Consider the following 26,333-nt stretch of genomic DNA (forward strand, 5'->3'; position numbering starts at 1 on the left):
ATACGTTATTTTTGGTTTTTGTTGAATTAGATTAATTACCGCCTTCAAAATAATCTAAGACAATAGCATCGATCATACCTGATATGAATAAGTCAAATCCATTTACTTCTATTATTTCTGGTTTGTACTCTGCATAACTTTGAATTTCATCGTCTTCAAAAAGAAGTTCAGACACCTCCATTTCATTAGTTTGAGTGCTACGACTTCTAGCATCAAAACCGAAATAATCTTCTTCTCCTAATTGGGCAAATGCTATGAAGTTATCTAGTGACTTTAGCGTTGATTCATCAAGGTCCATATCATCTGCCAGGTCTTTTACACTTTCGACATCGTATTGTTCAAACAATAGCTCCTTTGCATTAATAATTTCGGCTAAATCCCAAAGCCTAAAGTACATTTGAGGAAGGAGGGTATTATTACCGATACCAAACAATCCGTGGTTCGTTATAAAATCCACATAGCTTGGAGGAAGGCCTATATCTAGGCGCTGTTGAAGTTGTTGAATCGCTTCAAATTTTATAGGAGAATCTGAAAAGTGGAGTTCGTATTTATGATAATAGCTTTTATCCTTGATTTCTTCCAAAAATAATTGGTATCGTTTTAAAGCTTCTACCGCGGTTTCTAATTCGGAATCATTAAGAAACTGTTCTACAGGAAGGTTTACTTTTCCATTTAAATGATTTCCTTCTTTATCATAAAGGTCATAGGTCGGCGGAACTGTTTGGGGAATCACTAAAGAAGCTTTCCATACATTTTCTTCTCCGTATAAAGGGAAAATTTCTGTAGTTTTTTCGGTAGAGCGTATCCAAACACGTTCAATCCACATATTATTTTTTCGTTTACCATATTCAGAAACTTCTCCATTGGGATGAAAACGTTTAAGGTTTATGATACCTCCTTGATTATCTAAAAAGACATGACATACCAAATGTCCATTAGGAGCCAACCACCATTTCCATTCTCCTACATGTTTCCCCTGTTCATTTTTTTGTCCTAACTCCCATTTATTTTCAGAGGCGTTCCAAATAGCTTCTACAGGAACAGTGTTAGGTCTTTGCGGTTCATTGTTTGCCCTATTCATTATTATTGGAGCTTTACTACTATTTGTTCAAAATTCAAATCTTCTTTAATTTCATGCTTGGTGCTCATTTCTTCACTTGAAATGTCTTCCCCAATTTTATTGTCTTTATTTTTCATTTCTAAATGGGCATTTGCTTGATTAAAAAATGATTTAGCCACAATTTTGTTATGAAAAATGGCACCTCCTCCATCGGAAATGTTATTGTAAAATAAGTTTTCAACTTCTGTATCTTTTAAAACACTTAGAAACGCTTCTCCAGATAATAAAAGGTTTTTACATTGTAAATTTCCATCTATAGTTAAGGTGTTATACATATCAGAAACTTCTATAGCAAGAACTCCATTTATAATAATATTACCCTCTATCACAAAGCAACCATATTCATAAGGCAAGTCAGATAGTATTAGACTTTCTTTTATATGTATATCTCCTTTGTAGTAAAAAACAGTTTCAGGTTCATCACCAAATAAATCGTCTGCATAAAAAAGATTGTTTGAAGCTTTTTTTATTTTATGCTTTTCTTGAATTTCCGAATAAGGTATTTCTTTGAATTCAACTAGATCTTGAATGTTTTGAATTTTCATATATAATTTTGAATATGATGTATTACTGTATTAAAAGTTTAGGTTGATTTATCAACAATGATGAAGGTTTAAGAAAGTAGAATACTTCTTAAAAGAATAAGATATTGGCAACTATCATCCATGCTCCTACGATAAGTCCAAAAACACCAAATTTACCTTGTTTGGGAGCAAGTTTTTCTCTTAACTGTTCACCCTTTTCCCTCGCGGCTTCATTCTTGGATAAAACGAGCTTACTGATCATTCCATAACCGAGCATAAATCCTAAGATAGCTTCAATAATACTGCCGACAAGGAGGGTCATCCACCAGACAGGAAAATCTGTTAACCAGCCTACATTGAGAATTGAAGTGATGATTCCCCAAATTCCCCAAAAACAAAAAATCAGTCCGATCCATCCTTGGTAAGGAGTGATTTTATCCAAAAGCTCTTTGGCATTTGGTTTTTTGGATAATAATAATAATGATGGTACAGCCAAAATGCTAAGTAAGATTAAAGAAATTCCATAAATCATAGTTTCTGTTTTTAATTAATGTTTCTCGATGAATACAAAGTTGTAATACTTATGTTATGAAAACATCCCTAGTATTGTTACAAATAGCACCCCCTAATAGTAGGGGGATATCCATGTCATTTTTATCGTAGTTTTGTCTTGTTTTTAGTTAGAAAGATGAAGTGATATATATATTTAAAAAAATAACCTTGGTATCGTTTTTTATTGTTTCAATAGTGGGCAATAGCCAGATTGATGATAATAAAAAAATGGATGCGCTTTATAAATCAATCTATCAAACCAATTCAGATAGTATTTCAGACGCGCTACATAGAATCATAAAAAAAAATAAGGGAATTAATATAACTACAAAAGCGTATGGCCTTCTAAGTCATCATTACGATAATAAAGGTATATTTGATTCCGCATCCTTCTATTGTAGAAAAGTTATTCAAGAATTAAAAGACTCCAAGGACTCACTATACTTAAGTAGGATCTCCAGTGCTTATAGAGTGTTAGGTAGTATCAATGAAGATTTAGGTACGCGAACAGATGCTTTGCACTATTATTTAGCGGGTTTAAAAATCGCTGAGGATATTAAAGATGCAGAAGCAGTGATTACTCATAAGAACGGCATTGCTAATATTTATCTGGAAAATGAAGAATACAATAAGGCACAAAAAATCTATGAAGAAAATTTAGCTAATTATAAGGGAGATAATATTGGAGTGACCTATAATACCTATATAAACTTAGGAATTATTGCCTATGAAAAGAAAAAAACTGAGGAAAGCATTTCATATTATAAAAAAGCGCTAAAGATATGTGAAGACATAGAAAATTACAGATGTATATCTAAATTGTATTTGAACATAGGAGCTGCTTATGACGTAGATAAAAATTTTGACAAGAAAATTACCAACTTTAAAAAGTCAATTCAAATAGCTGAAGAAAATTCAATCCAGGATTTAGCATTATTAGTGACCTACAATCTCGGAGTTAATTATAGCAATAAGGCACAATACGAATTAGCACTAAATTATTTTCATAAAGCCTTGAAAAAAGCGAATCAGCAGTCTAATTACCACGTCGAACAATATATCTACGAGGAATTAGATAAGATTTTCGTTGCCAAAGACAATTACAAAAAAGCTTATGAGTATCAAGAAAAAACACAAGAAGTCATACGAATTGTTGACAGCATTCAAAGTAATGTTGAGATAGAAGAGCTTCAATTAAAATATGAGACAAGTGAAAAAGAAAAAGAAATTTTAACTCTGCGCGAGGAACAGTTAATAAAAGATAACCATATAGCAAGGCAGAATACGGTTAAATGGGCTATTCTAATAGGTTTTGGGATACTTTTGATACCTATAGGTTTTCTAATGAACACCTATTACCAGCGCATGAAAATGCAGCGAAAATTAAATAATAAATTAATAGAGGTCAATCAACAAAAAATCGTAGGGTTGATTAAGGATCAAGAATTAAAGCTAGTACGAGCATCTATAGAAGGGCAAGATAGAGAAAGGAAACGAATTGCCCAGCAATTACATGATAGTGTGGGAGGTAATCTATCAAGTATCAAGTTACAATTAGACAATATGCAGCAAGGAAAAACGTCGCATAATAAAGTAGTCCACCAAATAGATGACACTTATGATTTGATAAGAGAGATCTCGCATAATCTGATTCCTAAAAAGTTTTCTCAAAATCCATTTACCTCGCTTATTACAGAATATCTAAACAATGTTCAATCTTCAAGTGATTTAACTATTATTTTTAACCCTTATCCAGAAGATAAATTGAATCAAATTCAACAGGAAATTCAAGTAGAGTTGTTTAACATCATTCAAGAATTATTAACCAATGCATTAAAACATGCCAAAGCTTCCAGTATTGCGATTCAATTGGATCATCTAAATAATGAAATCAAGCTTATCTTTGAGGATAATGGCATTGGTTTTAATGTTGATAAAAATAGCAATGGAATTGGCTTATCTAATATAAAAAATAGACTTCTGAAGTTTGAAGGAAAACTATTTATAGATTCAAAACCAAATCACGGTACAGTAATTAATATCGATATTCCAATAATAAAATAATTAGCACATGAATAAAATTGTACTTGTTTTAGTTTTATGGCTTTGTATACATACGGTATCCAACGCTCAGGTGTACGATACCGAATCGGATTCCTTAAGACTAGAATTCTTGTATAAAGAAGCAAATCGATCTAACGCCGACAGTATTGCTACTATATGTCATAAAATCTTACAGAATTCTAACAGTGTAGAAAGAAAATCATTTGTTAATATGGTATTAGGGCTTCATTATGAAAGAAAAGGAAGTAATGATTCTGCTTTGCATTATGCTAATAGAGTAATCGAATTAATAAAGCATAAAAAGGACACTTTGAATCAAAGCCGTATTGGTTCAGCATATAGACAATTAGGTGCTATCTATTATAGTAGAGGAATGTATAGTAAAGCTTTAGATCATTTTTTAAAAGGTTTACAAATAGAGGAGAGTGTTGGTGATGAAGATGGGGTTCTAGCTAATAAAAATGGCATTGCTAACATTTATTTAGAGACCAAAGAATTTGACAAAGCAGCAGCCATTTATAAAGAAACTATTGCTACTTATAAAGGAGACAACAAGGCTGTTATTTATGGATCTTATATAAATCTTGGAGGCATAGAATATTTAAAAAACAACTTTGAGAAAAGTGCTGAATATTATAGCAAAGCACTAGAATTATGTGAAAAAAGTAAAAATTACGATTGTGTTGGATTCCTTTCTGTAAATCTTGGTGCCACCTATACAGAGTTCGATAAAAAGGTAGCCAGCTATCAAAAAGGTATTTCTATTAGTAAACAATATGGGTTTAAGGAAACGTTATTACAAGCAACCTATAATTTGGCTGTTTTATATAGCGATGAAGCCATGTATAAAAAAGCGATACTGCAATTTGATGAAGCATTATCCATGGCAAAAGAAGAGGAAAACTTTTCTTATTTGAAAGATATCTATGAAGAATTGGAAATGTTATACATAGAGACAAAGAACTATAAGAAGGCCTATGAAAACCAGGAAAAAAATAGAGAAATCATTAGGATTATGGATAGTATTCAAAGTGATACTGAAATAAAGGATCTTCAATTAAAGTACGAAACCTCGGAAAAAGAGAAAGAGATTTTGGCATTGCATGAAGAACAATTGATAAAAGATAATCAAATTGCTAATCAAAATATAATCAAGTGGTCAATCATCATCGGATTTGGAATCCTTTTGATCCCAATTGGTTTTTTACTGAACACCTATTATCAGCGTATGAAAACTCAGCGAAAATTAAATGATAAACTCATCGAAGTAAACCAACAAAAAATCGCTGGATTAATTAAGGATCAAGAATTAAAGCTAGTACGAGCATCTATAGAAGGACAAGATAGAGAAAGAAAACGAATTGCCCAGCAATTACATGATAGTGTTGGTGGAAATTTATCGAGTATTAAGTTGCAATTAGACAGTATTCAGAAAGAAAAGACTTTATATAACAAGGTTATTGATCAAATTGATGATACCTATATGTTAGTGCGAGAAATCTCCCATAATTTGGTGCCAAAAAAATTTTCTCAAAATCCGTTCACTAATCTTATCAAAGAATATTTAAAGAATGTTCAATCTTCAAGTGATCTCACTATTATATTTAATCCATATCCAGAAGATAAATTGAATCAAATTGAGCAAGAAATTCAAGTAGAATTGTTTAATATTATACAGGAACTCTTAACGAATGTTTTGAAACACGCCAAAGCTTCTAATATTACAATTCAGTTGGACCACTTAACCAATGAAATCAAACTTATTTTTGAAGACAATGGATTAGGTTTTAATCAAGATGTGGAAACAGAGGGTATTGGTCTTTCGAATATAAAAAATAGGCTGCAAAACTTCAATGGAAAACTATTTATAGATTCAAAACCAAATCGTGGTACCATAATTAATATTGATATTCCGATATCCTAAAAACGATTCATATGAGTTATAATATTATCATTGCAGATGATCATAGTATGTTTTTGGATGGACTTCTCAGTATTTTTGATGACCTCCATGATTACAATATATTATTTACAGCCAAAAACGGAGAAAATGTTGTTAAGTACCTTAAAATTAATCAGGATGAAAAGGTAGATTTAATTATCTCTGATCTAAGCATGCCAGATATGGACGGAATTACATTAAATAAACTAATCAAACAAGAACATCCTTCCATAAAAGTGTTGATCGTAAGTATGCACGAAGACATGCGGATGGTCGAAACCTTGATGAAAGACAATGTAGACGGGTATATCGCTAAAAATTCTAAAAAAGAGGAACTACTAAAAGCCATAAAAAATATACTTGATGGAAAGACTTATTTTTCAGAATCTATTAAAAATGCGTATACTAGTTTTCTCTTTGAAAAGAAAAAAGATGCTATCATACCATTAACCCCAAGAGAGAAGGAAGTGTTAAGGTTAATTGCTCAGGAATACTCAACATTAGAAATAGCCGAACATTTAAGCTTAAGTAAATATACTATAGAAGGTTATAGAAAAACCTTATTAGGAAAACTAAATGTAAAAAATCTTGCCGGACTAACAAGATACGCTATAAAATTAGGTTTAATTGATTCATAATCAAGACACCTTTTTAGAGTTATTAATTTCTATTAAAATTTTTGTATGAAGAAAAATTTGTCCTCTAAGAAGGACTAACCATTTTGGTATAAGTTCCCTAAATTACAAAATGAATAAAACGTAATTAACCTCATTTTTCTTGTTAATAAAAGAATACAAATACGATCCTGATTTACGTAACAAAAGCACAATCGAAGTATTAAAACATCTTATTAATATGTCTAGGGTTTTTAAAACCCATCAGTCCCGTAGCGTTTTAGAAAATCAGGTTAAAAATAATCTACATCAAGAAATCACTTTGCTTTCAAAATAAACTTCAGTTTTGTTACATTTATCTTGTGAAGAAAACCGTTTTCATTTTTGGAGCTTTAGTCCTTGCATTGCTTACACTTTTTAAATTAAGCAAATACAGTTTTATTTCTGGTACTACTTCGATTGAATTTATACTAGCTGGAATTGCCATTGTCTTTTTTATTATTGGTGTAATAATCAATAAAAGAGTATTACATAAAAATAAAGCTGTTGTTAAAGAAATTGATCACAAAAAAATAGAAGAACTCGGATTGAGTAAAAGAGAGTACGAGGTTCTTTGTGAAATCGCTTTAGGATTATCTAATAAAGAAATTGCAGACAAACTTTTTGTTTCAGAAAGTACAATCAAAACTCATGTATCTAATATTCTGGTTAAACTAGATGCGAAACGTAGAACCCAAGCGATACAAATAGCGAAAGAACTGAAAATCATACATTATTAACCTATATAGTACCAAAGTACTAGCTGTTTTTTGTAAATAATACTCCAATTTTTAGCTAAAAATTAGATTTCATACTTTAGTATGAGCTGTTTTTTGAGTGCCTATTTTACATTTGAGCTCAACCTTTTAAATACATATACAGATGAAAAACACAGTTGTACGTTACGGAATTTATGGTGCGATCACCATAGCTATATTATTCCTTTTAGCACTTACTCTAGGCAAAGATCTCTCCTATTCTGCACAAGAAGTTATTGGATATACCAGTATGGTAGTCTCTTTACTATTTGTATTTTTTGGTATCAAACATTACCGAGATCATGAGAATAATGGAGTGGTATCTTTTGGAAAAGCATTACTTATAGGAATACTCATATCATTATTCGCCGCACTAGCATTTGGAATCATCGATGTAATCTATATCATGTATATCAATCCAGATTTTGCTGCCGAATATTACGGTCATATGGTAGAACAAATGCGAACTACACTTTCTGAAGAAGAATTTAAAATAAAACTTGCTGAACTTGAAGCTGAAAAGGAATTATTCTCTAGTCCAGTCATGAACTTTTTATTAATGTCATTTACTGTTCTCATCATTGGATTCATTATTTCATTAATTTCAGGACTTATATTACAAAGAAAACCAACCACTAATAACTAAAAAGAATAGATCATGCAGTACAAAGCAAGTTCACCAGAAGAATATATCGAAGTAATTCCTGAAGAACGCAAGGAAATAATGCAAACACTAAGAAAAGTAATTTTAGACAACCTTCCTGATGGATTTTCAGAAGTAATGAGCTATGGAATGATAGGATATGTAGTGCCACACGAATTATATCCAAATGGATATCACTGCGATCCCAAATTACCACTACCCTTTATGAATATTGCTTCTCAAAAGAATTTTATTGCGGTATATCATTCCGGAATATATGCAGATCAAAATCTCATGAAGTGGTTTGTAGAAGAATATCCAAAATATGTAACCACAAAACTAGATATGGGCAAAAGTTGTATTCGATTTAAGAAAATCGACAAAATCCCTATGAAACTTATTGGAGAGCTTGCCTCTAAGATGACACCAAAACAATGGATAGATTTATATGAAACTAATTTAAAACAAGCAAAAAGCGCAAAAAAATAAAACCAAATGAAACGAACTACAATGTAAATTTTAACTCATAACAGAATGAATATTGGTGAGTTCCATTTAACCTCTAAAACAATAGTATAAACAAATGAAAAGAGTAACAGGATTAGGTGGATTTTTTTTCAAAACAAAAGATCCAAAAGCAACCAAAGAATGGTATGGTAAACATCTCGGATTGCCTGTAGATGATTATGGATGTACTTTCTGGTGGAAAGATAAAGAAGGAAATGATTGCTCTACACAATGGAGTCCATTCAAAGAAGACACCAACTATTTTAGCCCAAGTACCAAAGAATTCATGATGAATTTTAGAGTAGAAAATCTAGAAGAACTTCTTAAAATTCTAAAAGAAGAAGGCGTACAAATAGTCGGTGAAATCGAAGAATATGAATACGGGAAATTTGGATGGATTCTAGATCCAGAAGGAAACAAAATTGAATTATGGGAACCTGTAGATAAAGCCTTTTTGTAGCAGAAAGGCTTTATAAACTAACTTCTCCAGATTCAATACGTTCGATCATAGTTCTCCAAATACCATAGTGATCGCTATCTGCTTCTATTACCTGAACATTTTTTGAAGCCAGAAAATCCAATTCGTATGTTGATGGAACGCCCACATTTCTATCTTTATTTCCATAGAAAAAAGTAATATTGGACAAATCTTTATCTTTCAATAACCGTGTATAATCATAATCTCCTAAAGCTGCTTTCAAGAAATTTTTTGCAGTTCGTATTTTAAAATACTTTTTAGGGCGATTAGGATTTGGAGGTCTATTTTCATCAGGGATTCTTATTTCTTTACCACCTTCTAGAAAAATAGTATTGATATCTTTTTTCTGATAAACCGTTTGAAGCGAATCTGCCTTAAATCTTCCTCCTGTGATGATATACTTATCTGCCAAAGAAGGATAATTAGCAATATAATTCGGAATTACAAATGCACTATAAGAATGTCCTGCTACAATAACATATTTACCGCGATCTTTAAAGTATTTAATAGCACGATGCATCATTTCTACTGTGTTTTCAGTTTCTTTCTTTGCCATATCTAAGGTAAACTCATACTTCCAATTAAAAATATCTCTATTAAAAGTAGTTGCCTGATGCAGATTTACATTATAGTAATTTTTAAAATTTGGTAAATAGGCCATAGCTATCTTACCATTAAATTCATAATCTAATAAATTCTTAGGTCCTCCATCTCCTAGAATCAATACAGTATCACTTGCCGTTGAACCTTCTGCCAACCACAATTCTGTGGTATCTTTAGAAAACACTGTGGGCGCATAGTTATATTCCTTAGGAGCTTTAGCTTTATATTCTAAAACAGCTTTGTCTTGACTTTTTTGAGCGGGTTCGCATCCTACAACTAAAAAAGTAACTACTCCCATTAACATCATAAATAATTTACATGTGATTGATTTCATTGTAGTATTTTTTAAAAGTTAAAAAGTATCTTAATATTGAGATACTTTGCAAATCTATATAAAATATCTTAATATTGAGATATATTTTGTAAATTTATTTCTGAAAAACAGATATTTAACAATATTAAATGGATAAAAAAGACATTATTGACCATCTAATTTCGRACTGGAATAGCCAGCGACCTGAATTAGACCCATCAGCTATGGAAATCGTAGGAAGAATCATGCAACTTGGCAAAAAACTAGAAAAAAGGGCTGGAACTGCTCTAAAAGATAGTGGTATCTATTACACAGATTTAGATGTTTTAGCGACCTTAAGGAGATCTGGAAAACCTTATTTACTAACACCCACTCAATTAAGAGAATCCGTATTGGTAACCTCAGGAGCGATGACAGCTTTATTAGACAGATTAGAAAAAATGGAATTAATTTCTCGTTCTCCAGACCCTCATGATGGGCGTGTAAAAGCAGCAGTTCTGACTAAAAAAGGGGTTAAAGTAATTGATAAAGCAATTGAAATTCGCTTCGAAGAAGCTACCCAAGCCGTTAGTGGCCTTTCCAAAAAGGAACAAAAACAATTAATACCCCTACTTAAAAAACTGTTATTTTCTATAAGTTGAAATACGAAAATGACTTACCATCGATGAAGATCAAATTTGCTCATATGTAAACGCTTCATTATTTTTTTTGTAACTTTCTACTCACTAATCAATTATACATAACTATTACTTATGAGTGAAGAAAACAAAAACCTTGGTGATGACCTAAAAAAAGGAGCTGAAGAAGCTTTTGACAGCGCTAAAGATGCCGCTAAAAACGCATCTGAAAAAGCTGGTGATTTTGCCGAAGATGCTAAAGAGGCGATCAGTGATTTTGCTGAAGATGCTAAAGAAACCGCAAATGAATTTGCAAAAGAAGCCAAAGAAACCTTTAATGAGGTAAGTGGTGAGAATAAAAAAATACTCGCAGGTATTTTAGCAATATTATTTGGTTCTTTAGGAATTCACAAATTCGTATTAGGATACACCAAAGAAGGATTAATACAACTAGTAATATCTGTTATAACTTGTGGAGCTGCAGGTATCATAGGCTTGATCGAAGGTATTATCTACCTTACTAAATCTGATGAAGAATTCTATCAGACCTATCAAGTTGGTAAAAAACCTTGGTTCTAAAAATACTATAGCCGAAAAAATATTGATTTCGGCTTTTTTAATTCGTTTTATTATCGTAATATTGCGATATAATAATATTAATATGGGTATTACCAAAACACAAATTTTTGACAAAAGACAAAATGAATTAGCACAGCTTTTCAAAATTCTTGGTCATCCGGCAAGAATTGCAATTCTTCAGTACATAAGCAAACAAAATGCTTGTATCTGTAATGATCTTGTAGAAGAAATTGGTCTAGCACAAGCCACCATTTCTCAGCACTTAAAGGAACTCAAAAGCATTGGGTTATTAAAAGGAGAGATCGAAGGGAAAAGTATGTGTTATTGCATTGATATTGATAATTGGAATGAATTACAACAAAATTTAAATTCATTTTTTAATACCACTAAACAAAATTGTTGTTAAACTAAAAACAAACAAAAGATTATGAATACTTCAGAATTTATTTCTCTATTAGGAGAACATCAGGATAAACCCTTACTATTTGAGTATGCTCCTGGAATGTTAGTAGGAGCAAATTATCATATTACCGAAGTTAAGCATGTTACTATTGATTCAGTTGATTGCGGTGCTGGTACAGATTCTTGGAAAGAAACTATAATTCAATTGTGGGAAAGCCCACAAGAATTAGGAAAAACTGACTATCTAACTACCTACAAAGCTTTAGGAATACTAAGAAAAGTTGGAAAAATGTCTGCTTATGATATGGATGCAGTAGTGAAAATTGAATATGGTAACCCGATGTTTCATACTGCACATTTACATGTCACTGGTTTTAGTGCTCTAGAAGGAAAATTGATCATAAAATTAGCCGTGCAACCTACAGATTGCAAAGCAAAAGAAGCTTGCGGTGTTCCTGAAACAACTGCTACTGCTAATGCTTGTGCACCTGGTAGCGGATGTTGTTAACTAATGATTGCCAAAGTCGAAATAACCAGTTTTACTGAACAAGATTGGCCAGATATCTCCACAATCTATAAAGAAGGTATTGATACTGGCCTAGCTACTTTTGAAACTAAAATCCCTGAATGGGATCGATGGAACCAATCACATATCAATAGCTGTAGATTAAAAGCAGTCATAAACAATGAAACAGTTGGTTGGGCAGCATTGTCTCCTACTTCATCCAGAAAGGTGTATAAGGGAGTAGCCGAAGTTAGCATTTATATAACATCAAAACATCGTAATTTAGGTATAGGAAGACTACTTTTAGCAAGTTTAATTGAAGAAAGCGAAAAAGAAGGTTTTTGGACATTACAAGCTGGTATTTTTAGTAATAATCATGCGAGCATTAAATTACATACGACTTTAGGATTTCGCATTATTGGATTTCGTGAAAAAATAGGAAAACTTAACAATATCTGGTATGATAATACCATTTTAGAAAGAAGAAGTAAAAAAATAACATAACCACAAAAAACACCACAGAAATGAATATTTTAGTTTTATGTACAGGGAACTCTTGCAGAAGTCAAATGGCAGAAGGATACCTGAAACACTTTGTAAAAGATAGCGCAATTGTCTATAGCGCTGGAGTAGAAACGCATGGGGTAAATCCGCGAGCTATTGCCATTATGAAAGAAGATAATATTGATATCTCTAATCATACATCAAACAACTTGGATGAATATTTGGACATTGAATTTGACTATATCTTAACGGTTTGCGATAATGCTAAAGAAAGATGTCCGTTCTTTCCTGGAAAAGCAGAACGTTTACATTACAACTTCTTTGACCCGTCAAAGGTTGAAGGAACAGAAGAAGAAATTCATGCAGCATTTACAAAAACAAGAAATCAAATCAAGGCATATTGCGAAGATTTTGTTACCAAAAATGTATTGCAAACCTCTTAAAAAAAAGAGCAGATTAGATTATCTATCTATTTTAAAACCAGGTTTTGCATAGTTTTCGGGAATATTTGATGGAGGAACGGTCAACGAATTTCCATCTCTTACAGCATGATAATGCGGTGATAATATTTCAATACCAGCTTCATGTAGTTCGTTTTTAATATTCTCGTGTAGTATAGAGTATATTCTGGATGATTTTTCTGGATTTTTGGTATAAACATTCAATTCATAATTCACATAAAAATCATCCAAGCTTTTAATTAACACAAAGGGTACAGGTTCTGATAGAATACTATCTGTACTCTTTGCTCCTTTTTTTAAAGCGGCAATAACTTCATCACTTGGCACATCATATCCAATAGTTACGGATGTATGTAATATTACTCCAACATCCTCTGAAGCGTTCTTAGTAAAATTAATAATATGATTGCCTAATATGGATGAATTTGGAATAGTTACATCTAAGTTTTTGATGGTCCTTATTCTGGTAACTAATAAACTTCTTTCCGTGACATCTCCTATGGTATTTCCAATTTCTACCCTATCTCCTACTTTAAATGGCCTCATATAAGTAATAACAACACCTGCAACGATATTGGATATTGCTGATGTAGAACCTAAAGAAAATAAAATACCAAAGAAAATTGACAACCCTTTAAAAGCGGGAGAGTCTGAACCTGGTATATAAGGAAAAACGATAATCAGTGCAAAAGCAATAATAAAAACCCTTAATAAATTAAAAGTTGGCCTTGCCCAATCGGCATGAAACCCTTCTAATCTAACGGCTTCTTTCTCTAATTCGGCCGTAACGTATTTTAAAAATCGAATTAGATATTTTGTTACTAAAAAAATGACTACGATAAAGAATAAATTGGGTATAAACCCTATTAAACCATCATATAAAAAAAGTAATGGTTTCTTGATATATCCTAATACCACATCTGCATATTCTTTTGTTTGTGGAACCAGGCTAAAGAGAAAAGGAAGGTAGAAAACTAGGAAAATAAAAATGACCGTAAATTTGAGCAACCTAAGTATAAAAGACAATATATGTCGTTCTCTTCTTGGTGTGATAAATCGGAAAAATTGCGAAAACTTAGTTCTCCCGAAGAAAATATTATTTTCTATGTTACTTATTTTGCTTTGTAACCATTTAAAAAGTTTTTTGTTGAGAAAAAGGAAGAGTATCACTCCCAATAACGCAATTGCAAAATAAATATATTGTACGACCACTTGTTCTATATTTTAACCTTCAAATTAGGAAAATATATCAGTATCTAAAAAAATTAGTTGGTCAAAAAAAGGGAATATTACGATCAAGTACACAAAATAACTACCAATAACCTTACTTATCAGCATTCTTGAAATACTTTTGCTCCAATTCAGCTTGAAATTCTTCCATAACAGGTTTCACCGTGCTATCAGGAAGGTCAGCAATTCTAATATACATCAAACCATCTACTGCGTTATTAAAAAGAGGATCCACATTAAACGCAACTACTTTAGCGTTTTGCTTGATATATTTTTTTATTAATACAGGTATACGAAGGCTTCCAGGTTCAATTTCATCAATAATCTTATCAAATTTATTCAGATCACTTCTACTCTCATCAAACACGAAATCCTTATCTGCATCTTTCAATTTTACCTTAAATTCTTTCTTTGGTCTTACATATTGAGCAACATAAGGATCATAGTAATGTGATTTCATAAATTCAATCATCAATGATTTCGAAAAACTACTGAATTTATTGCTGATACTTACTCCTCCAATCAAGTATTTATGATCAGGGAATCTCAATGTACAATGAACAATCCCTTTCCAAAGCAAAAACAGTGGCATCGGTCGCTGCTGATATTCTTTTATGATAAATGCGCGTCCCATTTCTATAGACTGACTCATCATTTTATGAAGTTCAGGCTCAAACCTAAAAAGATCTTGTAAATAAAATCCATCAATACCATATTTTGAATAGATCTCAGTTCCCATCCCCATTCGATATGCTCCTGCCAACTTCTTAGCACTATTATCCCACAAAAACATATGGTGATAGTAATCGTCAAACGGATCTAAATCTATAGACTGATTAGTACCTTCCCCAATTTCTCTAAATGTAATTTCTCTTAACCTTCCAATTTCATGAACTACATTTGGGATGCATTCTCGCTTAGCAAGAAAAACCTCATAGTTTTTACTTGCTAACAAACGTTTATCATTTTCTCTACAATATTCTAGTTCTAATTCAATAGCACTAATGCTTCCTTCCAATGCTATTTCCTTTGGAGATTTAGGAAGTTTCAAGTTTTGAGGAATTGATTCTCTTAGCGTCTTCTTCTCATAAGGATTCGCTAACATGTACGTCTTTTTACGTAAGAAATTAGTAAAGTCCTCTAGATTACTATATTCTTCCTGATCTTTTACAGAAACAGGATTACCAATACGAACTTTAATCACCTTATTCTCTTGAGAATAGAGTTCACTCGGTAATTTGGCAGTACGTAAGGTATCATTGATTGAAGCCAATTTATAGAACAATCTACTATTTCTGGCATGAAAATAAATAGGAATAACAGGAACTTTAGCCTTTTTCACTAAGCGCATTGCTCCTGGTTCCCAAGGTTTATCTACATAATGTTTCCCTTCTTTGAAGGTAGAAACCTCTCCAGCAGGAAATATTCCTATTGGTTTTCCCTCTTTCAGATGTAAAATTGCTTCTTTTATTCCTTTCAGACTTGATTTTGCCTCTTTCCTATCTTCGAAAGGATTAACAGGCATAATATATTGTTTTAAGGGAACAAAATTATGTAATAAAAAATTGGCAATAATCTTATAATCAGAACGATGCTCAAGCATTAATTTTAACAATAAAATTCCATCCAATCCACCAAGAGGATGATTAGAAAGCGTAATAAATGCTCCGTTTTTTGGTAATCTTCTTAAATCTTCTGGAGGGATTTCAAAAGTTACACCATACATTTCTAATGCGGCTTTTAAAAAATTCTCTCCCTCTAAATGGCGAATTCGGTCATACTGACGATTAATTTTTGATAACCTTGTGATTTTTAAAATCATCCAGCCAACAAAAGTGCCAATAAAACCAAGTTTATCTATTTTGAGCCCTTTGGCTACTTCTTTTGAGGTGACTACCGCCATTAAATAAGTTTTGTGCTAACTACAAATATAACAAAATCATTGAATAGAGTATCTTATTGCTTTGCAACCATTTGATAGGTTTCCTTAGTACTCTGCTTTAGCAAAATATCCTTGTTTTCTTCTAAAAACTCTACTGCATTCTGGGTAAAGTGCCGTATCGTAAATAGGGAAACATTTTTTTCATAGACAACAGCGAATTTTGCTTTGAGATGCATCAATAAATCATCAAAATTGTGAAACTTATCATCCAAGCAAACAGAAAAACTAATTGCAGAATTTTGAATCAGATCTACTTTTAGATGGTATTTATGAAATAAACTAAATATTTCACTAATATTTTCTTCGACAATAAACGAAAAATCTAGAGATGAAAGAGATACCAATATTTGGTCTTTTTTAACTATAAAACACGGTACATAGGGCACTAAATTTTGTCCTTTTTTCACCGAAGTACCTTCATTTTCAGGATTCAAAAACGATTTTACATATAAGGGAATTTCTTTTCGCTGTAATGGTTGTAATGTTTTAGGATGAATTACAGAAGCTCCATAAAATGCTAATTCTATGGCTTCTTCGTACGAAATCTGTGAGAGTAATTGTGTATTCTCAAAAACTCTTGGATCACCATTTAAAACACCTGGCACATCTTTCCATATGGTTACACTTGCAGCATTGRTACAATATGCAAAGATTCCTGCCGTGTAATCACTCCCTTCTCTACCTAAGGTTGTTGTAAAATTATTGCTGTCTGATCCAATAAAACCTTGTGTNATTGTCAATCCTGTTTTAGCTACCCTTTGATCAATACATTGCTGCGTTAGTTTCCAATTTACAGTAGCATCTCGATAATCATCGTCTGTTTTAATCACATCCCTAGCATCTAAAAAAGTATTTTTATATCCCTCATTTGAAAGATATTCACTCACAATTGTGGTAGATAGTAATTCTCCATAACTCACCGTCTGATCATATACATAATCGTACTGCATAGATTTATTCCTTCTGAGCATGGTTTCCATATCAGAAATAAGTGAATTGATCTTTTCAAAAACAGGATGCTGCTTATTCGTAAAAAGGTCTTCCAAAATTTGAAGGTGATATTGTCTGATATAGGCAACGGAGGTATTAAAATCAAGGCTTTTTTCTAAATAATGTGCCACTACATTTTCTAACGCATTGGTGGTTTTGCCCATTGCAGATACAACAATAATAATATCTGTATGTCTCACTTTTTGCAAAACACGGATCACATTTTTTACACCGTTTGCATCCTTTACGGATGCTCCACCAAACTTAAAAACTTTCATTAAATCATTTAATTAAGTAGTACATCAAAAAAATTAATTTTTTGATACGAAAGCATTCATTCCATTTTCATCCATTTGTACCACTTGCCAACCTTCCAATATCTTAGCCCCACTCTTCAAATAAAAATTTACTGCTGGTGTATTCCAATCCAGTACATTCCATTCTACACGTTTAACGCCTTGTTCTTTACCATATTGCATCACTCTTTTATACAAGGCCATTCCAATACCTGTACCTCTCATGGATTCTCTAACGATAAGATCTTCTAAATGTACTGTTCTTCCTTTCCAAGTAGAAAATCTAAAGTATACCAATGCTAGGCCTACAATTTCAGTGGATGTTTCAGCCACAAAACAGTGAAATAAAGGTTGTTCTCCAAAGCCTTCCTTGATCAAGTCTTCCACAGTTACTTCTACAGCATCAGGCTCTTTTTCAAAAATGGCTAATTCTTCAATTAATTTAAGCACTTGCGGCATATCTTCTGCCACTCCATCTCTTATAATATAGCTCATAGGTCAAAAGTTTATCAAAACTATAAAATATGTATTAGAAACCCGACAATTTTATAATGTTATCCATATGAAATTTTAGTTCTTTCAAAACTCAAAAAAGTTTATCAAATTACGGTTACGAAAACGTTTTAGTTAGTTAAAAAATAATATTTTTGCACAAATCCAACACAACCTAATATGACAAGAAAAAACCAAACTTTAGGAGAATTCATTATAGAGAATCAAAAAGATTTTCCGTTTGCAAGCGGAGAACTTTCAAGACTTATCAATTCYATCCGTCTTGCTGCAAAGATGGTAAACCATGAGGTAAATAAGGCTGGTTTGGTAGACATTACGGGAGCTGTTGGAGAAACAAACATACAAGGAGAAGACCAGCAAAAACTGGACGTTCTTGCTAATGAAACTTTTATCAATACCCTAACGAACCGAGAAATTGTATGTGGTATTGCTTCAGAAGAAAATGATGATTTCATTACGATTAAGGGTCAAAAAAGTGATCATAGAAATAACTATGTTGTTTTAATGGATCCTCTAGATGGTAGTTCTAATATCGATGTGAATGTTTCTGTAGGAACTATTTTTTCGATCTATCGCAGAGTTACGCCAACCGGAACACCAGTTACGATGGAAGACTTTTTACAACCAGGTAATTTGCAAGTTGCAGCAGGGTATATTATTTATGGAACATCAACGATGCTTGTGTATACTACCGGTAATGGAGTTAACGGATTTACATTGAATCCAGCTTTAGGAACATATTACTTATCGCATCCAAACATGACATTCCCGGATGATGGTAGAATTTATTCGGTTAATGAAGGTAACTATATACATTTTCCTCAAGGAATCAAGGATTATATAAAATATTGTCAGGAAGAAAAAGAAGATCGTCCTTATACTTCGAGATATATTGGATCTTTAGTAAGTGATATTCATAGAAATATGATCAAAGGTGGAATTTATATGTACCCTAGTACATCCAAATCTCCAAATGGAAAACTTCGATTGTTATATGAGTGTAATCCGATGGCATTTATTGCAGAACAAGCTGGAGGATTTGCTAGTGATGGCTTTAGAAGAATACTAGAAATTAAACCAACAGAATTACACGAACGTACTCCTTTTATCTGCGGAAGCAAAAATATGGTCAAAAAAGTAGAAGAATTCATGAAAAAGGAGCAATCCTAACGAATTTTATATATTTGTGCCTGTTACAACTTTTTAGTAGAGAATATATGAAGTAGATCAAAATTTGTTGCTTTTTTAAAACACTAGCACCATAATACTTTGATATAAAAAGAGTTCGCCCCTTTTAATTCCCCAAAAATATTCAACTATCCATACCCAATTTAGTTGTTATAGAATGAAGTAATGGTTAACATAATTAGCGCAAGAACCTTGTTTTTAATGTTTTTGTGTTAAATTTACGTATAGCTCATCTAACGAAAATAAAATTACCAAAATGGCTAAAGAAAATAAAGCTGTCAAGGAACAGGTTGAAAACGACTCTTCTTCAAAAATTGAAGCAATAAAAAACTTAATTTTTGGAGAAAATATTGCTGCGTATAATTCTGAATTTGATTCTGTAAAAAAAGATATCTCTTCTAAAAAAAAGGAGCTAGAAGATTTCATTGAAGATACGCGCAAAGAGCTACATCAAGCAATCGACAACCTAAGTACGGATATTAATATTAGAATTACTGAATTAGAAGATAATCTAGCAGATAAAGTGGCTATGCTAGATGATAAAAAGGTGGATAGAAAAACATTAGGCGATCTTTTGATTGCAATGGGCGAGAAAATCAATAAGTAATCCGCCTATCCAAGATTATGGAAGAGCAGGATAAACTTAAAATTCTTAAAGAACTTCTTCTTACAGAAGAGAAGGAGTATGCGGATTCGATTGCTAAAAAAGTTGAGGAACTCAGTAAAATAGTTCATCAAAAACAAAAGCTTTCTCATAAAGTAGATCCTATTATCGATGACAAACTAGAAGAATTTGTTGAAGAAATTCCAAAGACCTTAGGCCCTACCATTACCCAAACCCTAAAAGAAGAAATTAAAAATTCACAAGATGCCGTTGTAGAAGCATTGTTTCCAATTATTGGAAAGATGATTAAGCGATATATCGCTCATGAAATGCGACTTTTAAGTGATAACATCAATAAAAAAACCAAAGAAGCTTTTTCATTTAAACGGTGGTTTCGAAGAACCAAGGCAAAAGCCCAAGGCATTAGCGATGGCGATTTAGCAATAACAGATTATGCCAAACCAAGGTTGATCCAAATGTTTGTGGTGGAAAAAGATTCTGGATTACTCATTGCCGATTATAGTCCATTGTCTGATGGCACCATTGATAAAGATATGGTCGCTGGAATGCTAACCGCTATAAAAGGTTTTGTGGAAGATGCTTTTCAAGGAGGTAACCAAAATTTAGAAACTATAGAATACGAATTATACACCATACATATACAGAATTTTTATTCTTATTACATTGCTGCTGTTATTTCAGGTGCTTACAATTTGATGTTCAAAGAAGTGCTGGAAGATCAGATTATTGAATTTGCTAAAAATCATATCTCCAGAAGAGACCTGGAAAATAGTGAGCTATTTACTAATAAATTAAAAAAACATTTTGAAGATGAAATTGTCTAAAAAAGTAGTGCTTTTAGGACACTTTGGAGTTGGAAAAACATCATTATTCCGACGTTTTATCGATAACGAATTTTCTGAGGATTACAAAGTTACTTTGGGGGTTCAAATAAAAAAGAAAGTAGTAGAAATGCCAGATGGTCGAGAACTTTCGATGATTATTTGGGATACCGAAGGTCATACCGATATTGAAGATACCCGAAAGTCATACCTTCTTGGGTCTAATGCATTTATTTATGTATTTGATCTTACTCGAATAGATACCTATAAAAACCTATCTGAAGATCTCGATTATCTTACTAAAAATCATCCTAAAGTAATTATAAAAGTTATCGGTAACAAACTAGACTTGGTAAATGAAAAAGAAACGCTAAAAAACCTAGAAGAGCTAAATGTCAAAGCCGATTGCCTAACCAGTGCTAAAACCAATAAGAATGTGCAAGATTTCTTCTCAGAACTTGCAACAGAGATAACAGCTTAGATTATTATGACTTATCAAGAAGAAAAGCTGATTTTTAATCAACAAACGCAATGTATTATTACAGCGCATGATGGAGAGATCAAGGAGACCGATGCGAATATCTTTAGTTGGAAAACGGGAACTTCAATCTACGATGCACATCCTTTCTTCGAAATCATAAAAGGGTTCTTAGAAACCTTTGAAGAAGATGAGGATACCTATAATTTTCCTTGTATACATTTAGAAGAAGGTAAACTAGAGAAAATATGTGATGTTACTATCAAAATAAAAGTTGATGAAGTAGTAATTCTATTGTTTGATTATTCTTCTAAATATCACGAGCTTAATAAAATAGCACAGCAAAAGAATGAATCTGTTCTTAAAGCCAAAGAACTGGAGCTCAAGAATCAATATCTAATTGATAAAGAAAAGTTTAAAAATAGTTTTATTGCTAATATCAATCATGAAATCAGAACGCCATTAACCAGCATTCTAGGATTTGTAGAAGTATTAGAAAAAACAAACTTAAATTTTGAACAAGAAGAATTAGCCAGAATTATAAAAAGACAGAGTCTTCACCTCAACTCACTAATAGAGGATATGGTGGATATTTCTAAAATAGAATCTGGTAAAATAAAAATTGTAGATGAGCGCTTTCTTTTTGTAAATCTGATAGAAGGTTTTGAAGAAACCTATTCGAAATTAGCAGAAAGCAAAGGAATTGAGTTTGAAACCTATATTGATCCAAATATTCAAGAATACCTTATTGGAGATAGAACTCGTGTATTTCAAATCATCAATAATATATTAAACAATGCCTTCAAATTTACTGAAGAAGGGAAAGTAAGTTTATCCGTTACCAAGAATTTTCAGCGTACTAATAAATTGAGTATTAGTTTCAAGATTGAAGATACTGGTTTAGGAATACATAAAGAAGATCTTGAAAATATATTTGATAGGTTCACTCGTTTTAATCGAGACAAGCAAATTTCTGGAACCGGATTAGGACTAGCCATTGTTAAGAATTTGGTAGATCTTCTAGATGGAGAAATTAAAGTAACTAGTGAACCGGATAAAGGAACTACTTTTGATGTCAAATTGCCTTTCAAATTTGAGATTACCAAAGCAAAACCAGAAAAGAAAAAGAAAAAATATAGCTTACCAGAATCTAAAAAGAAATTCAGAGTACTTGTTGTAGAAGATGAAGAAGCTACTCAGTTCTTGATTATGAAAGTACTAATTAGTCATGGAAGTTTCTTTGTAGATGTAGCGATGAATGGAGAGCAGGCTATTAGTTATATGGAGCGAAGAAATTATGATCTTGTTTTAATGGATCTGCAACTCTCTACAATAGATGGTTACCAAGCTACCCATATGATACGCAAAAACTATGGGGATACAGTAATCTCTGAAGTTCCTATTATTGGTTTTACCGCAAAAGCAACAGAGGCAGAACGTGATAAATGCCTAAGATCAGGAATGGATGATTTTATTGCCAAACCTTTTGAACAAGAAGATTTGATCCATAAAATCGTAAAACAAATAGCAAAAAAAGCCGCTTCATAGAAGCGGCTTTCGTTATTTTGGTTGGATTATTTTCTTTTCTTATGAAAAGGAAAATTATCTGTTCATATTTTTAATTTCATCTGCAAACGTATCTCCATCAACTTCTTGATCTACTAATCTTAAAGCTTTATCAACTACGTACTTTGCATTGTCTGATTTAAATCCTAATCCGATACATAACTTTTCTAATAATACTACCTGATCATCACCTTTGATATTATCAGCGTATACCATTCTCGCTAAATCAAAAAGTCTTTCTAATCTTGCATCGTAGCTAGTTGGAGGATTGATTGGATGCGAAGCGTAGTTCTTAGAAATTTCTTTATAATCATCTTCAGAAATATTAAGATTACGAGCCAATCTATCTAAGAATGCTCTTTCTTCGTCTGTAATAACTCCATCACTCATGGCTACTCTTACGATAGCAGCAAAATGGTCTTGATTTCGCTTTTGAAATCCACTATCAAATAAATCAGATATTGACATTATGTATTTTGTTTATTTTGCCGCAAATATAACCAAACTTAATTCCTTTTAAAATATATATGTATCCTTTTTTAAGGATCGAAAAATATTTAGTTCGCTGAACATGTGGCGCTTTTGCAAATAGACGAAACTATGATTCTAGTTGAAGTGCATTGCATTCCTCATTAAATTCAATATTTTTGAACCATGCAAACTCATCAAATCAAAAAACAAAAGATCATTTTGATGATCTTATTATGCTTCATTGCTACGATTGGATATTCCCAAAAAATAGTGATTCCTGATTCTTTGCAAAGCAAAACATTTGATGAAATTGAGGGTTTAATACGCAAACATGTCAGAGATTCTATTATAGCATCCTCTTTATCAAATATATTATTAGCAAGAGGTAAGCAAGAAAAAGATTCTTTAGGATTAACCATGGGGTACTTTCAGGTATCATATGACCATTTTAATGATCTTCCAAAACGGTTAGCCTATTTAGATAGTTCTATTGCAGTAAGTAATGGATTAAGTCATCCCATTTATCCCTTAGCTAATTATATTGGTCGGGCAAGTGTTCGTAAACAGCTTGGTAGCTATATTCTAGCATTAGAAGATTATCTTACAGCATTAAACATAGCTGAGAAGATAAAGAATGATGCTTTTAACGATATTAAACATAATATTGGAAACTTAAAACTAGAATTTGGAGAATATGAAGATGCTAAGAAAATGTATAAAGAAATCATTACTTATGAAAATAAAAATGGAATTAAAGGAGAAGGACATTTAGGGACAATTTTAGGCCTGGCGAATTCCTATCGGAAATTGAATCAAAAAGATTCTGCTACTTATTACACGCAGATTGGTTTGGAAAAGTCTTCAAAAGATAGTCTAAATATATATTATCAATTTTTATTGAATGCCGGAATTAATTTATACAATGATAAAAAATATCAATCTTCACTCTATAGTATCAGTAAAGCAATTCCTTTTATTGAAAAATATGATGGCCATGAAACAGCTTTTTTAATTGACGCCTATTTACATTTAGGTAAAGTATATCAAGCACTTGAAAAGCCTAAAATGGCATTAAATTCATTAGAAAAAATCGATTGGTATTTTGAGAATGAAAAATCGCGCACAGAAGAAATGCGAGAAGGTTATGAATTATTAATAAATCATTACAAATCAATTGATGATAAAAATAAACAGCTATATTATATTAATAGAGTGTTTGCTGTAGATAGTGCTCTCAATACGAATTATAGAAATTTACATAAAACTATCACCAATAAATACGATACTCCTCAACTCTTAGAAGAGAAGCAACGCTTAATAAACAACTTACAGAAAAAGGAAAAAATAATATCTTTAAAATATAGTGTTACTTTATTGGTAGTAATCATTTTAAGTATATTTTTCTTATCGGTATATTATAGAAAAGTACAATACAAAAAAAGGTATCGGGCCATTATGTATCCTAAAAATGAACCTGAAATCAAATCTGCTGAGCCATTGGTGGCACATCAAAAAAATAATGAAACAGATGCCAAAACTATTGATATTCCAGAAAATATAGTACAAGAAATTTTAGAAAGAATTACACAATTTGAAGAGAAGAATGGCTTTTTGGCTCGTAACTTAACAATCTCATCTCTTGCTAAAAAGTTACATACTAACTCTAAATATCTATCCAAAATTATAAACCATTACAAACAAAAAAGGTTTAGCGTTTATATTAATGAACTACGAGTAGATTATGTGATCGAACAACTTAAAGAAAATCCAAAATTTAGATTGTATAGTATTAAAGGAATTGCTAGAGAACTTGGGTATAATAATGACCGTGCTTTTTCCAAAGCCTTTTATCAAAAAACCGGGGTGTATCCATCTTATTTCATCAAACAGCTGGAAAAAGAAAAAAACACGTAAGACCTTGTTTTTCATTTAGTTACAAGTGCTTTTTCCATGAAAACACAGTAGTAAATCATGTAAATTAAATTTTCAAAAGGTAATAATGCTTACTTTTACCCTTGAAACAAAAAGAGAAAATTTATGAAAAACAAAAAAGGGAAAAAGCTAAGCTTACAAAAAATTAAAATTGCGAAGCTCAATCAAAATGGTTTACGATACGTACAGGGAGGAACTGGTGAAAACCCAATAGATTTTTCTGCAACACAATGCGTAACTGATACTTGTCCTGATCATACAGCTAATTGTACTGATATTACACAAGTAAATGCTTCTTGTGCTCCTATTACTGTGATTAAATGTGACAATGCTTCGGATAATAATTGCCGATCAGATGGAAGGATATGTGTTGATAGCCGATAAAAACTTTAACACCAAAGCAGATTGAATTATAATTAAGCCACGAATACCTCTATCGTGGCTTAATTTTTGTTAATTATTTTAACTTATAAAAACGATATTTTTGCATTCAAGAAAAAAGTAAATACTCATGGAAAACAAAAAAGGAAAAAAACTAAGCTTACAAAAAATTAAAATTGCGAAGCTCAATCAAAATGGTTTACGACATGTACAAGGGGGGACTGGTGAAAATCCAATAGATTTTTCCGCAACACAATGTGTAACGGATACTTGTCCAGGTGGAACAATTAATTGTACTACAAAGGAGGATATAATGACAACTCCAATTGCTACTTGTAATTCAATTATATATACCAATTGTAAATCTGATTTCAATTGTCGATCGGACGGAAGAGATTGCGTAAATCAACAATAATATAATTAGAAATAAAAACACCTCAAAAAAACACAAAGTTTTGAGGTGTTTTTATTTAGTACTCTATATAAATTTCCGATTCTTCAAAAATATATCCACCCATTCTTCCTGAACGCAACATAAAAAGTGTTATTTTTTTAACGGATTAGAAGTGCTTATTAGGTTTTATGAACTTTGTAACATAGTGAATCCACCCTTCGAGAGCCTCAGGGTTCGAATACGCACGAGGGCTGAGGCTCTCGAAGCCCCATAAACTTAAT

30 protein-coding genes are annotated in these 26,333 nt (G+C 31.9%); 21 read left to right on the top strand and 9 right to left on the bottom strand.

Annotation, left to right across the window (positions count from 1 at the left end; all coding sequences use genetic code 11):
• Window positions 1–31: 31 nt before the first annotated feature.
• The 3 genes from GBO31_RS23685 to GBO31_RS23695 form a co-directional block, all read right to left on the bottom strand.
• Window positions 32–1,081: an SMI1/KNR4 family protein gene (locus tag GBO31_RS23685; RefSeq protein WP_219011106.1), complete on the bottom strand. Its 1,050-nt coding sequence runs from the start codon at window positions 1,079–1,081 to the stop codon at window positions 32–34.
• Between the two features lie 2 nt (window positions 1,082–1,083).
• Window positions 1,084–1,665 carry a hypothetical protein gene (locus tag GBO31_RS23690; RefSeq protein WP_219011107.1) on the bottom strand — a complete coding sequence of 194 codons (582 nt, stop codon included), beginning with the start codon at window positions 1,663–1,665 and terminating at the stop codon, window positions 1,084–1,086.
• An 88-nt stretch (window positions 1,666–1,753) separates the two neighbouring features.
• Complete coding sequence (locus GBO31_RS23695; protein ID WP_219011108.1) at window positions 1,754–2,176, bottom strand: hypothetical protein; 423 nt, start codon at window positions 2,174–2,176, stop codon at window positions 1,754–1,756.
• A gap of 248 nt (window positions 2,177–2,424) precedes the next feature.
• Here GBO31_RS23695 and GBO31_RS23700 point away from each other — a divergent pair, with 248 nt between their 5' ends.
• The 7 genes from GBO31_RS23700 (at window position 2,425) to GBO31_RS23730 (ending at window position 9,223) form a co-directional block, all read left to right on the top strand.
• Window positions 2,425–4,260 (top strand): tetratricopeptide repeat-containing sensor histidine kinase, encoded by a 1,836-nt coding sequence (locus GBO31_RS23700; RefSeq protein WP_219011109.1) that lies wholly within the window; start codon window positions 2,425–2,427, stop codon window positions 4,258–4,260.
• 7 nt (window positions 4,261–4,267) lie between these two features.
• Window positions 4,268–6,184 (top strand): tetratricopeptide repeat-containing sensor histidine kinase, encoded by a 1,917-nt coding sequence (locus tag GBO31_RS23705; RefSeq protein ID WP_219011110.1) that lies wholly within the window; start codon window positions 4,268–4,270, stop codon window positions 6,182–6,184.
• A gap of 11 nt (window positions 6,185–6,195) precedes the next feature.
• Window positions 6,196–6,840, top strand: a complete 645-nt coding sequence (locus tag GBO31_RS23710) for a response regulator (RefSeq protein WP_219011111.1) — start codon at window positions 6,196–6,198, stop codon at window positions 6,838–6,840.
• Window positions 6,841–7,178: 338 nt separating this feature from the next.
• Window positions 7,179–7,595, top strand: a complete 417-nt coding sequence (locus tag GBO31_RS27245; RefSeq protein ID WP_219011112.1) for a response regulator transcription factor — start codon at window positions 7,179–7,181, stop codon at window positions 7,593–7,595.
• Between the two features lie 142 nt (window positions 7,596–7,737).
• A complete protein-coding gene (locus tag GBO31_RS23720) occupies window positions 7,738–8,259 on the top strand; it encodes a DUF4199 domain-containing protein (RefSeq protein WP_219011113.1) in 522 nt (173 codons plus the stop codon).
• Window positions 8,260–8,271: 12 nt separating this feature from the next.
• The gene (locus GBO31_RS23725) at window positions 8,272–8,745 is read left to right on the top strand and encodes a DUF1801 domain-containing protein (protein ID WP_219011114.1); all 474 of its coding nucleotides are present in this window, start codon (window positions 8,272–8,274) and stop codon (window positions 8,743–8,745) included.
• Between the two features lie 94 nt (window positions 8,746–8,839).
• A complete protein-coding gene (locus GBO31_RS23730) occupies window positions 8,840–9,223 on the top strand; it encodes a VOC family protein (RefSeq protein WP_219011115.1) in 384 nt (127 codons plus the stop codon).
• A 10-nt stretch (window positions 9,224–9,233) separates the two neighbouring features.
• Here the strand turns inward: GBO31_RS23730 and GBO31_RS23735 are convergent, their stop codons facing one another.
• Entirely contained in the window at window positions 9,234–10,178 is a 945-nt protein-coding gene (locus tag GBO31_RS23735) for a hypothetical protein (RefSeq protein WP_219011116.1), read from the bottom strand.
• A 128-nt stretch (window positions 10,179–10,306) separates the two neighbouring features.
• On the opposite strand from GBO31_RS23735, the gene GBO31_RS23740 reads away from it, so the two are divergent.
• The 6 genes from GBO31_RS23740 (at window position 10,307) to GBO31_RS23765 (ending at window position 13,207) form a co-directional block, all read left to right on the top strand.
• A complete protein-coding gene (locus GBO31_RS23740; RefSeq protein ID WP_219011117.1) occupies window positions 10,307–10,798 on the top strand; it encodes a MarR family winged helix-turn-helix transcriptional regulator in 492 nt (163 codons plus the stop codon).
• 111 nt (window positions 10,799–10,909) lie between these two features.
• Window positions 10,910–11,353, top strand: a complete 444-nt coding sequence (locus GBO31_RS23745) for a TM2 domain-containing protein (RefSeq protein ID WP_219011118.1) — start codon at window positions 10,910–10,912, stop codon at window positions 11,351–11,353.
• Between the two features lie 82 nt (window positions 11,354–11,435).
• A complete protein-coding gene (locus GBO31_RS23750; protein WP_219011179.1) occupies window positions 11,436–11,759 on the top strand; it encodes an ArsR/SmtB family transcription factor in 324 nt (107 codons plus the stop codon).
• 21 nt (window positions 11,760–11,780) lie between these two features.
• Window positions 11,781–12,263 (top strand): DUF6428 family protein, encoded by a 483-nt coding sequence (locus tag GBO31_RS23755; protein WP_219011119.1) that lies wholly within the window; start codon window positions 11,781–11,783, stop codon window positions 12,261–12,263.
• A gap of 3 nt (window positions 12,264–12,266) precedes the next feature.
• Window positions 12,267–12,764 carry a GNAT family N-acetyltransferase gene (locus GBO31_RS23760; RefSeq protein ID WP_246615977.1) on the top strand — a complete coding sequence of 166 codons (498 nt, stop codon included), beginning with the start codon at window positions 12,267–12,269 and terminating at the stop codon, window positions 12,762–12,764.
• A gap of 20 nt (window positions 12,765–12,784) precedes the next feature.
• Entirely contained in the window at window positions 12,785–13,207 is a 423-nt protein-coding gene (locus tag GBO31_RS23765) for an arsenate reductase ArsC (protein ID WP_219011120.1), read from the top strand.
• A gap of 18 nt (window positions 13,208–13,225) precedes the next feature.
• On the opposite strand, the gene GBO31_RS23770 is transcribed toward GBO31_RS23765, so the two are convergent.
• The 4 genes from GBO31_RS23770 to GBO31_RS23785 form a co-directional block, all read right to left on the bottom strand.
• Window positions 13,226–14,251: a mechanosensitive ion channel family protein gene (locus GBO31_RS23770; protein WP_219011121.1), complete on the bottom strand. Its 1,026-nt coding sequence runs from the start codon at window positions 14,249–14,251 to the stop codon at window positions 13,226–13,228.
• A 298-nt stretch (window positions 14,252–14,549) separates the two neighbouring features.
• A complete protein-coding gene (locus tag GBO31_RS23775; protein ID WP_219011122.1) occupies window positions 14,550–16,358 on the bottom strand; it encodes a GNAT family N-acyltransferase in 1,809 nt (602 codons plus the stop codon).
• A gap of 53 nt (window positions 16,359–16,411) precedes the next feature.
• Window positions 16,412–17,665 (bottom strand): aspartate kinase, encoded by a 1,254-nt coding sequence (locus tag GBO31_RS23780; RefSeq protein WP_219011123.1) that lies wholly within the window; start codon window positions 17,663–17,665, stop codon window positions 16,412–16,414.
• Between the two features lie 33 nt (window positions 17,666–17,698).
• The gene (locus GBO31_RS23785; protein ID WP_219011124.1) at window positions 17,699–18,178 is read right to left on the bottom strand and encodes a GNAT family N-acetyltransferase; all 480 of its coding nucleotides are present in this window, start codon (window positions 18,176–18,178) and stop codon (window positions 17,699–17,701) included.
• Between the two features lie 177 nt (window positions 18,179–18,355).
• Here GBO31_RS23785 and fbp point away from each other — a divergent pair, with 177 nt between their 5' ends.
• The 5 genes from fbp to GBO31_RS23810 all read left to right on the top strand — a co-directional run bounded on the left by fbp (window position 18,356) and on the right by GBO31_RS23810 (window position 22,856).
• Window positions 18,356–19,366: a class 1 fructose-bisphosphatase gene (gene fbp / locus GBO31_RS23790; RefSeq protein WP_219011125.1), complete on the top strand. Its 1,011-nt coding sequence runs from the start codon at window positions 18,356–18,358 to the stop codon at window positions 19,364–19,366.
• 274 nt (window positions 19,367–19,640) lie between these two features.
• On the top strand, window positions 19,641–19,991 hold the full coding sequence (locus GBO31_RS23795; RefSeq protein WP_219011126.1) for a fructose 1,6-bisphosphatase: 351 nt from the start codon (window positions 19,641–19,643) through the stop codon (window positions 19,989–19,991).
• Between the two features lie 17 nt (window positions 19,992–20,008).
• Window positions 20,009–20,833, top strand: coding sequence for a cell envelope biogenesis protein OmpA (locus tag GBO31_RS23800; protein WP_219011127.1), 825 nt, complete (start codon window positions 20,009–20,011; stop codon window positions 20,831–20,833).
• The gene (locus GBO31_RS23805) at window positions 20,820–21,311 is read left to right on the top strand and encodes a Rab family GTPase (RefSeq protein WP_219011128.1); all 492 of its coding nucleotides are present in this window, start codon (window positions 20,820–20,822) and stop codon (window positions 21,309–21,311) included. The genes GBO31_RS23800 and GBO31_RS23805 overlap by 14 nt, the downstream gene beginning before the upstream one ends.
• Before the next feature lie 6 nt (window positions 21,312–21,317).
• The gene (locus GBO31_RS23810; protein ID WP_219011129.1) at window positions 21,318–22,856 is read left to right on the top strand and encodes an ATP-binding response regulator; all 1,539 of its coding nucleotides are present in this window, start codon (window positions 21,318–21,320) and stop codon (window positions 22,854–22,856) included.
• Window positions 22,857–22,910: 54 nt separating this feature from the next.
• Here the strand turns inward: GBO31_RS23810 and GBO31_RS23815 are convergent, their stop codons facing one another.
• Window positions 22,911–23,342 carry a TerB family tellurite resistance protein gene (locus tag GBO31_RS23815; RefSeq protein WP_219011130.1) on the bottom strand — a complete coding sequence of 144 codons (432 nt, stop codon included), beginning with the start codon at window positions 23,340–23,342 and terminating at the stop codon, window positions 22,911–22,913.
• 225 nt (window positions 23,343–23,567) lie between these two features.
• On the opposite strand from GBO31_RS23815, the gene GBO31_RS23820 reads away from it, so the two are divergent.
• From GBO31_RS23820 to GBO31_RS23830, 3 genes are all read left to right on the top strand, one after another.
• A complete protein-coding gene (locus GBO31_RS23820; protein ID WP_246615979.1) occupies window positions 23,568–25,259 on the top strand; it encodes an AraC family transcriptional regulator in 1,692 nt (563 codons plus the stop codon).
• Between the two features lie 123 nt (window positions 25,260–25,382).
• Window positions 25,383–25,661 carry a class I lanthipeptide gene (locus GBO31_RS23825; protein WP_219011132.1) on the top strand — a complete coding sequence of 93 codons (279 nt, stop codon included), beginning with the start codon at window positions 25,383–25,385 and terminating at the stop codon, window positions 25,659–25,661.
• A 127-nt stretch (window positions 25,662–25,788) separates the two neighbouring features.
• A complete protein-coding gene (locus GBO31_RS23830; RefSeq protein ID WP_219011133.1) occupies window positions 25,789–26,073 on the top strand; it encodes a class I lanthipeptide in 285 nt (94 codons plus the stop codon).
• Window positions 26,074–26,333 lie beyond the last annotated feature (260 nt).

The organism is Aquimarina litoralis (assembly GCF_019295435.1).
Lineage (GTDB): Bacteria > Bacteroidota > Bacteroidia > Flavobacteriales > Flavobacteriaceae > Aquimarina > Aquimarina litoralis_A.

Excerpts from the sequence above, each read along its gene's own strand:
- GBO31_RS23685 (WP_219011106.1), bottom strand. The coding sequence starts at position 1,081 with ATGAATAGGGCAAACAATGAACCGCAAAGACCTAACACTGTTCCTGTA.
- GBO31_RS23690 (WP_219011107.1), bottom strand. The coding sequence starts at position 1,665 with ATGAAAATTCAAAACATTCAAGATCTAGTTGAATTCAAAGAAATACCT.
- GBO31_RS23695 (WP_219011108.1), bottom strand. The coding sequence starts at position 2,176 with ATGATTTATGGAATTTCTTTAATCTTACTTAGCATTTTGGCTGTACCA.
- GBO31_RS23700 (WP_219011109.1), top strand. The coding sequence starts at position 2,425 with ATGGATGCGCTTTATAAATCAATCTATCAAACCAATTCAGATAGTATT.
- GBO31_RS23705 (WP_219011110.1), top strand. The coding sequence starts at position 4,268 with ATGAATAAAATTGTACTTGTTTTAGTTTTATGGCTTTGTATACATACG.
- GBO31_RS23710 (WP_219011111.1), top strand. The coding sequence starts at position 6,196 with ATGAGTTATAATATTATCATTGCAGATGATCATAGTATGTTTTTGGAT.
- GBO31_RS23720 (WP_219011113.1), top strand. The coding sequence starts at position 7,738 with ATGAAAAACACAGTTGTACGTTACGGAATTTATGGTGCGATCACCATA.
- GBO31_RS23725 (WP_219011114.1), top strand. The coding sequence starts at position 8,272 with ATGCAGTACAAAGCAAGTTCACCAGAAGAATATATCGAAGTAATTCCT.
- GBO31_RS23730 (WP_219011115.1), top strand. The coding sequence starts at position 8,840 with ATGAAAAGAGTAACAGGATTAGGTGGATTTTTTTTCAAAACAAAAGAT.
- GBO31_RS23735 (WP_219011116.1), bottom strand. The coding sequence starts at position 10,178 with ATGAAATCAATCACATGTAAATTATTTATGATGTTAATGGGAGTAGTT.
- GBO31_RS23745 (WP_219011118.1), top strand. The coding sequence starts at position 10,910 with ATGAGTGAAGAAAACAAAAACCTTGGTGATGACCTAAAAAAAGGAGCT.
- GBO31_RS23750 (WP_219011179.1), top strand. The coding sequence starts at position 11,436 with ATGGGTATTACCAAAACACAAATTTTTGACAAAAGACAAAATGAATTA.
- GBO31_RS23755 (WP_219011119.1), top strand. The coding sequence starts at position 11,781 with ATGAATACTTCAGAATTTATTTCTCTATTAGGAGAACATCAGGATAAA.
- GBO31_RS23760 (WP_246615977.1), top strand. The coding sequence starts at position 12,267 with ATGATTGCCAAAGTCGAAATAACCAGTTTTACTGAACAAGATTGGCCA.
- GBO31_RS23765 (WP_219011120.1), top strand. The coding sequence starts at position 12,785 with ATGAATATTTTAGTTTTATGTACAGGGAACTCTTGCAGAAGTCAAATG.
- GBO31_RS23775 (WP_219011122.1), bottom strand. The coding sequence starts at position 16,358 with ATGGCGGTAGTCACCTCAAAAGAAGTAGCCAAAGGGCTCAAAATAGAT.
- GBO31_RS23785 (WP_219011124.1), bottom strand. The coding sequence starts at position 18,178 with ATGAGCTATATTATAAGAGATGGAGTGGCAGAAGATATGCCGCAAGTG.
- GBO31_RS23795 (WP_219011126.1), top strand. The coding sequence starts at position 19,641 with ATGGCTAAAGAAAATAAAGCTGTCAAGGAACAGGTTGAAAACGACTCT.
- GBO31_RS23800 (WP_219011127.1), top strand. The coding sequence starts at position 20,009 with ATGGAAGAGCAGGATAAACTTAAAATTCTTAAAGAACTTCTTCTTACA.
- GBO31_RS23805 (WP_219011128.1), top strand. The coding sequence starts at position 20,820 with ATGAAATTGTCTAAAAAAGTAGTGCTTTTAGGACACTTTGGAGTTGGA.
- GBO31_RS23810 (WP_219011129.1), top strand. The coding sequence starts at position 21,318 with ATGACTTATCAAGAAGAAAAGCTGATTTTTAATCAACAAACGCAATGT.
- GBO31_RS23815 (WP_219011130.1), bottom strand. The coding sequence starts at position 23,342 with ATGTCAATATCTGATTTATTTGATAGTGGATTTCAAAAGCGAAATCAA.
- GBO31_RS23820 (WP_246615979.1), top strand. The coding sequence starts at position 23,568 with ATGATCTTATTATGCTTCATTGCTACGATTGGATATTCCCAAAAAATA.
- GBO31_RS23825 (WP_219011132.1), top strand. The coding sequence starts at position 25,383 with ATGAAAAACAAAAAAGGGAAAAAGCTAAGCTTACAAAAAATTAAAATT.
- GBO31_RS23830 (WP_219011133.1), top strand. The coding sequence starts at position 25,789 with ATGGAAAACAAAAAAGGAAAAAAACTAAGCTTACAAAAAATTAAAATT.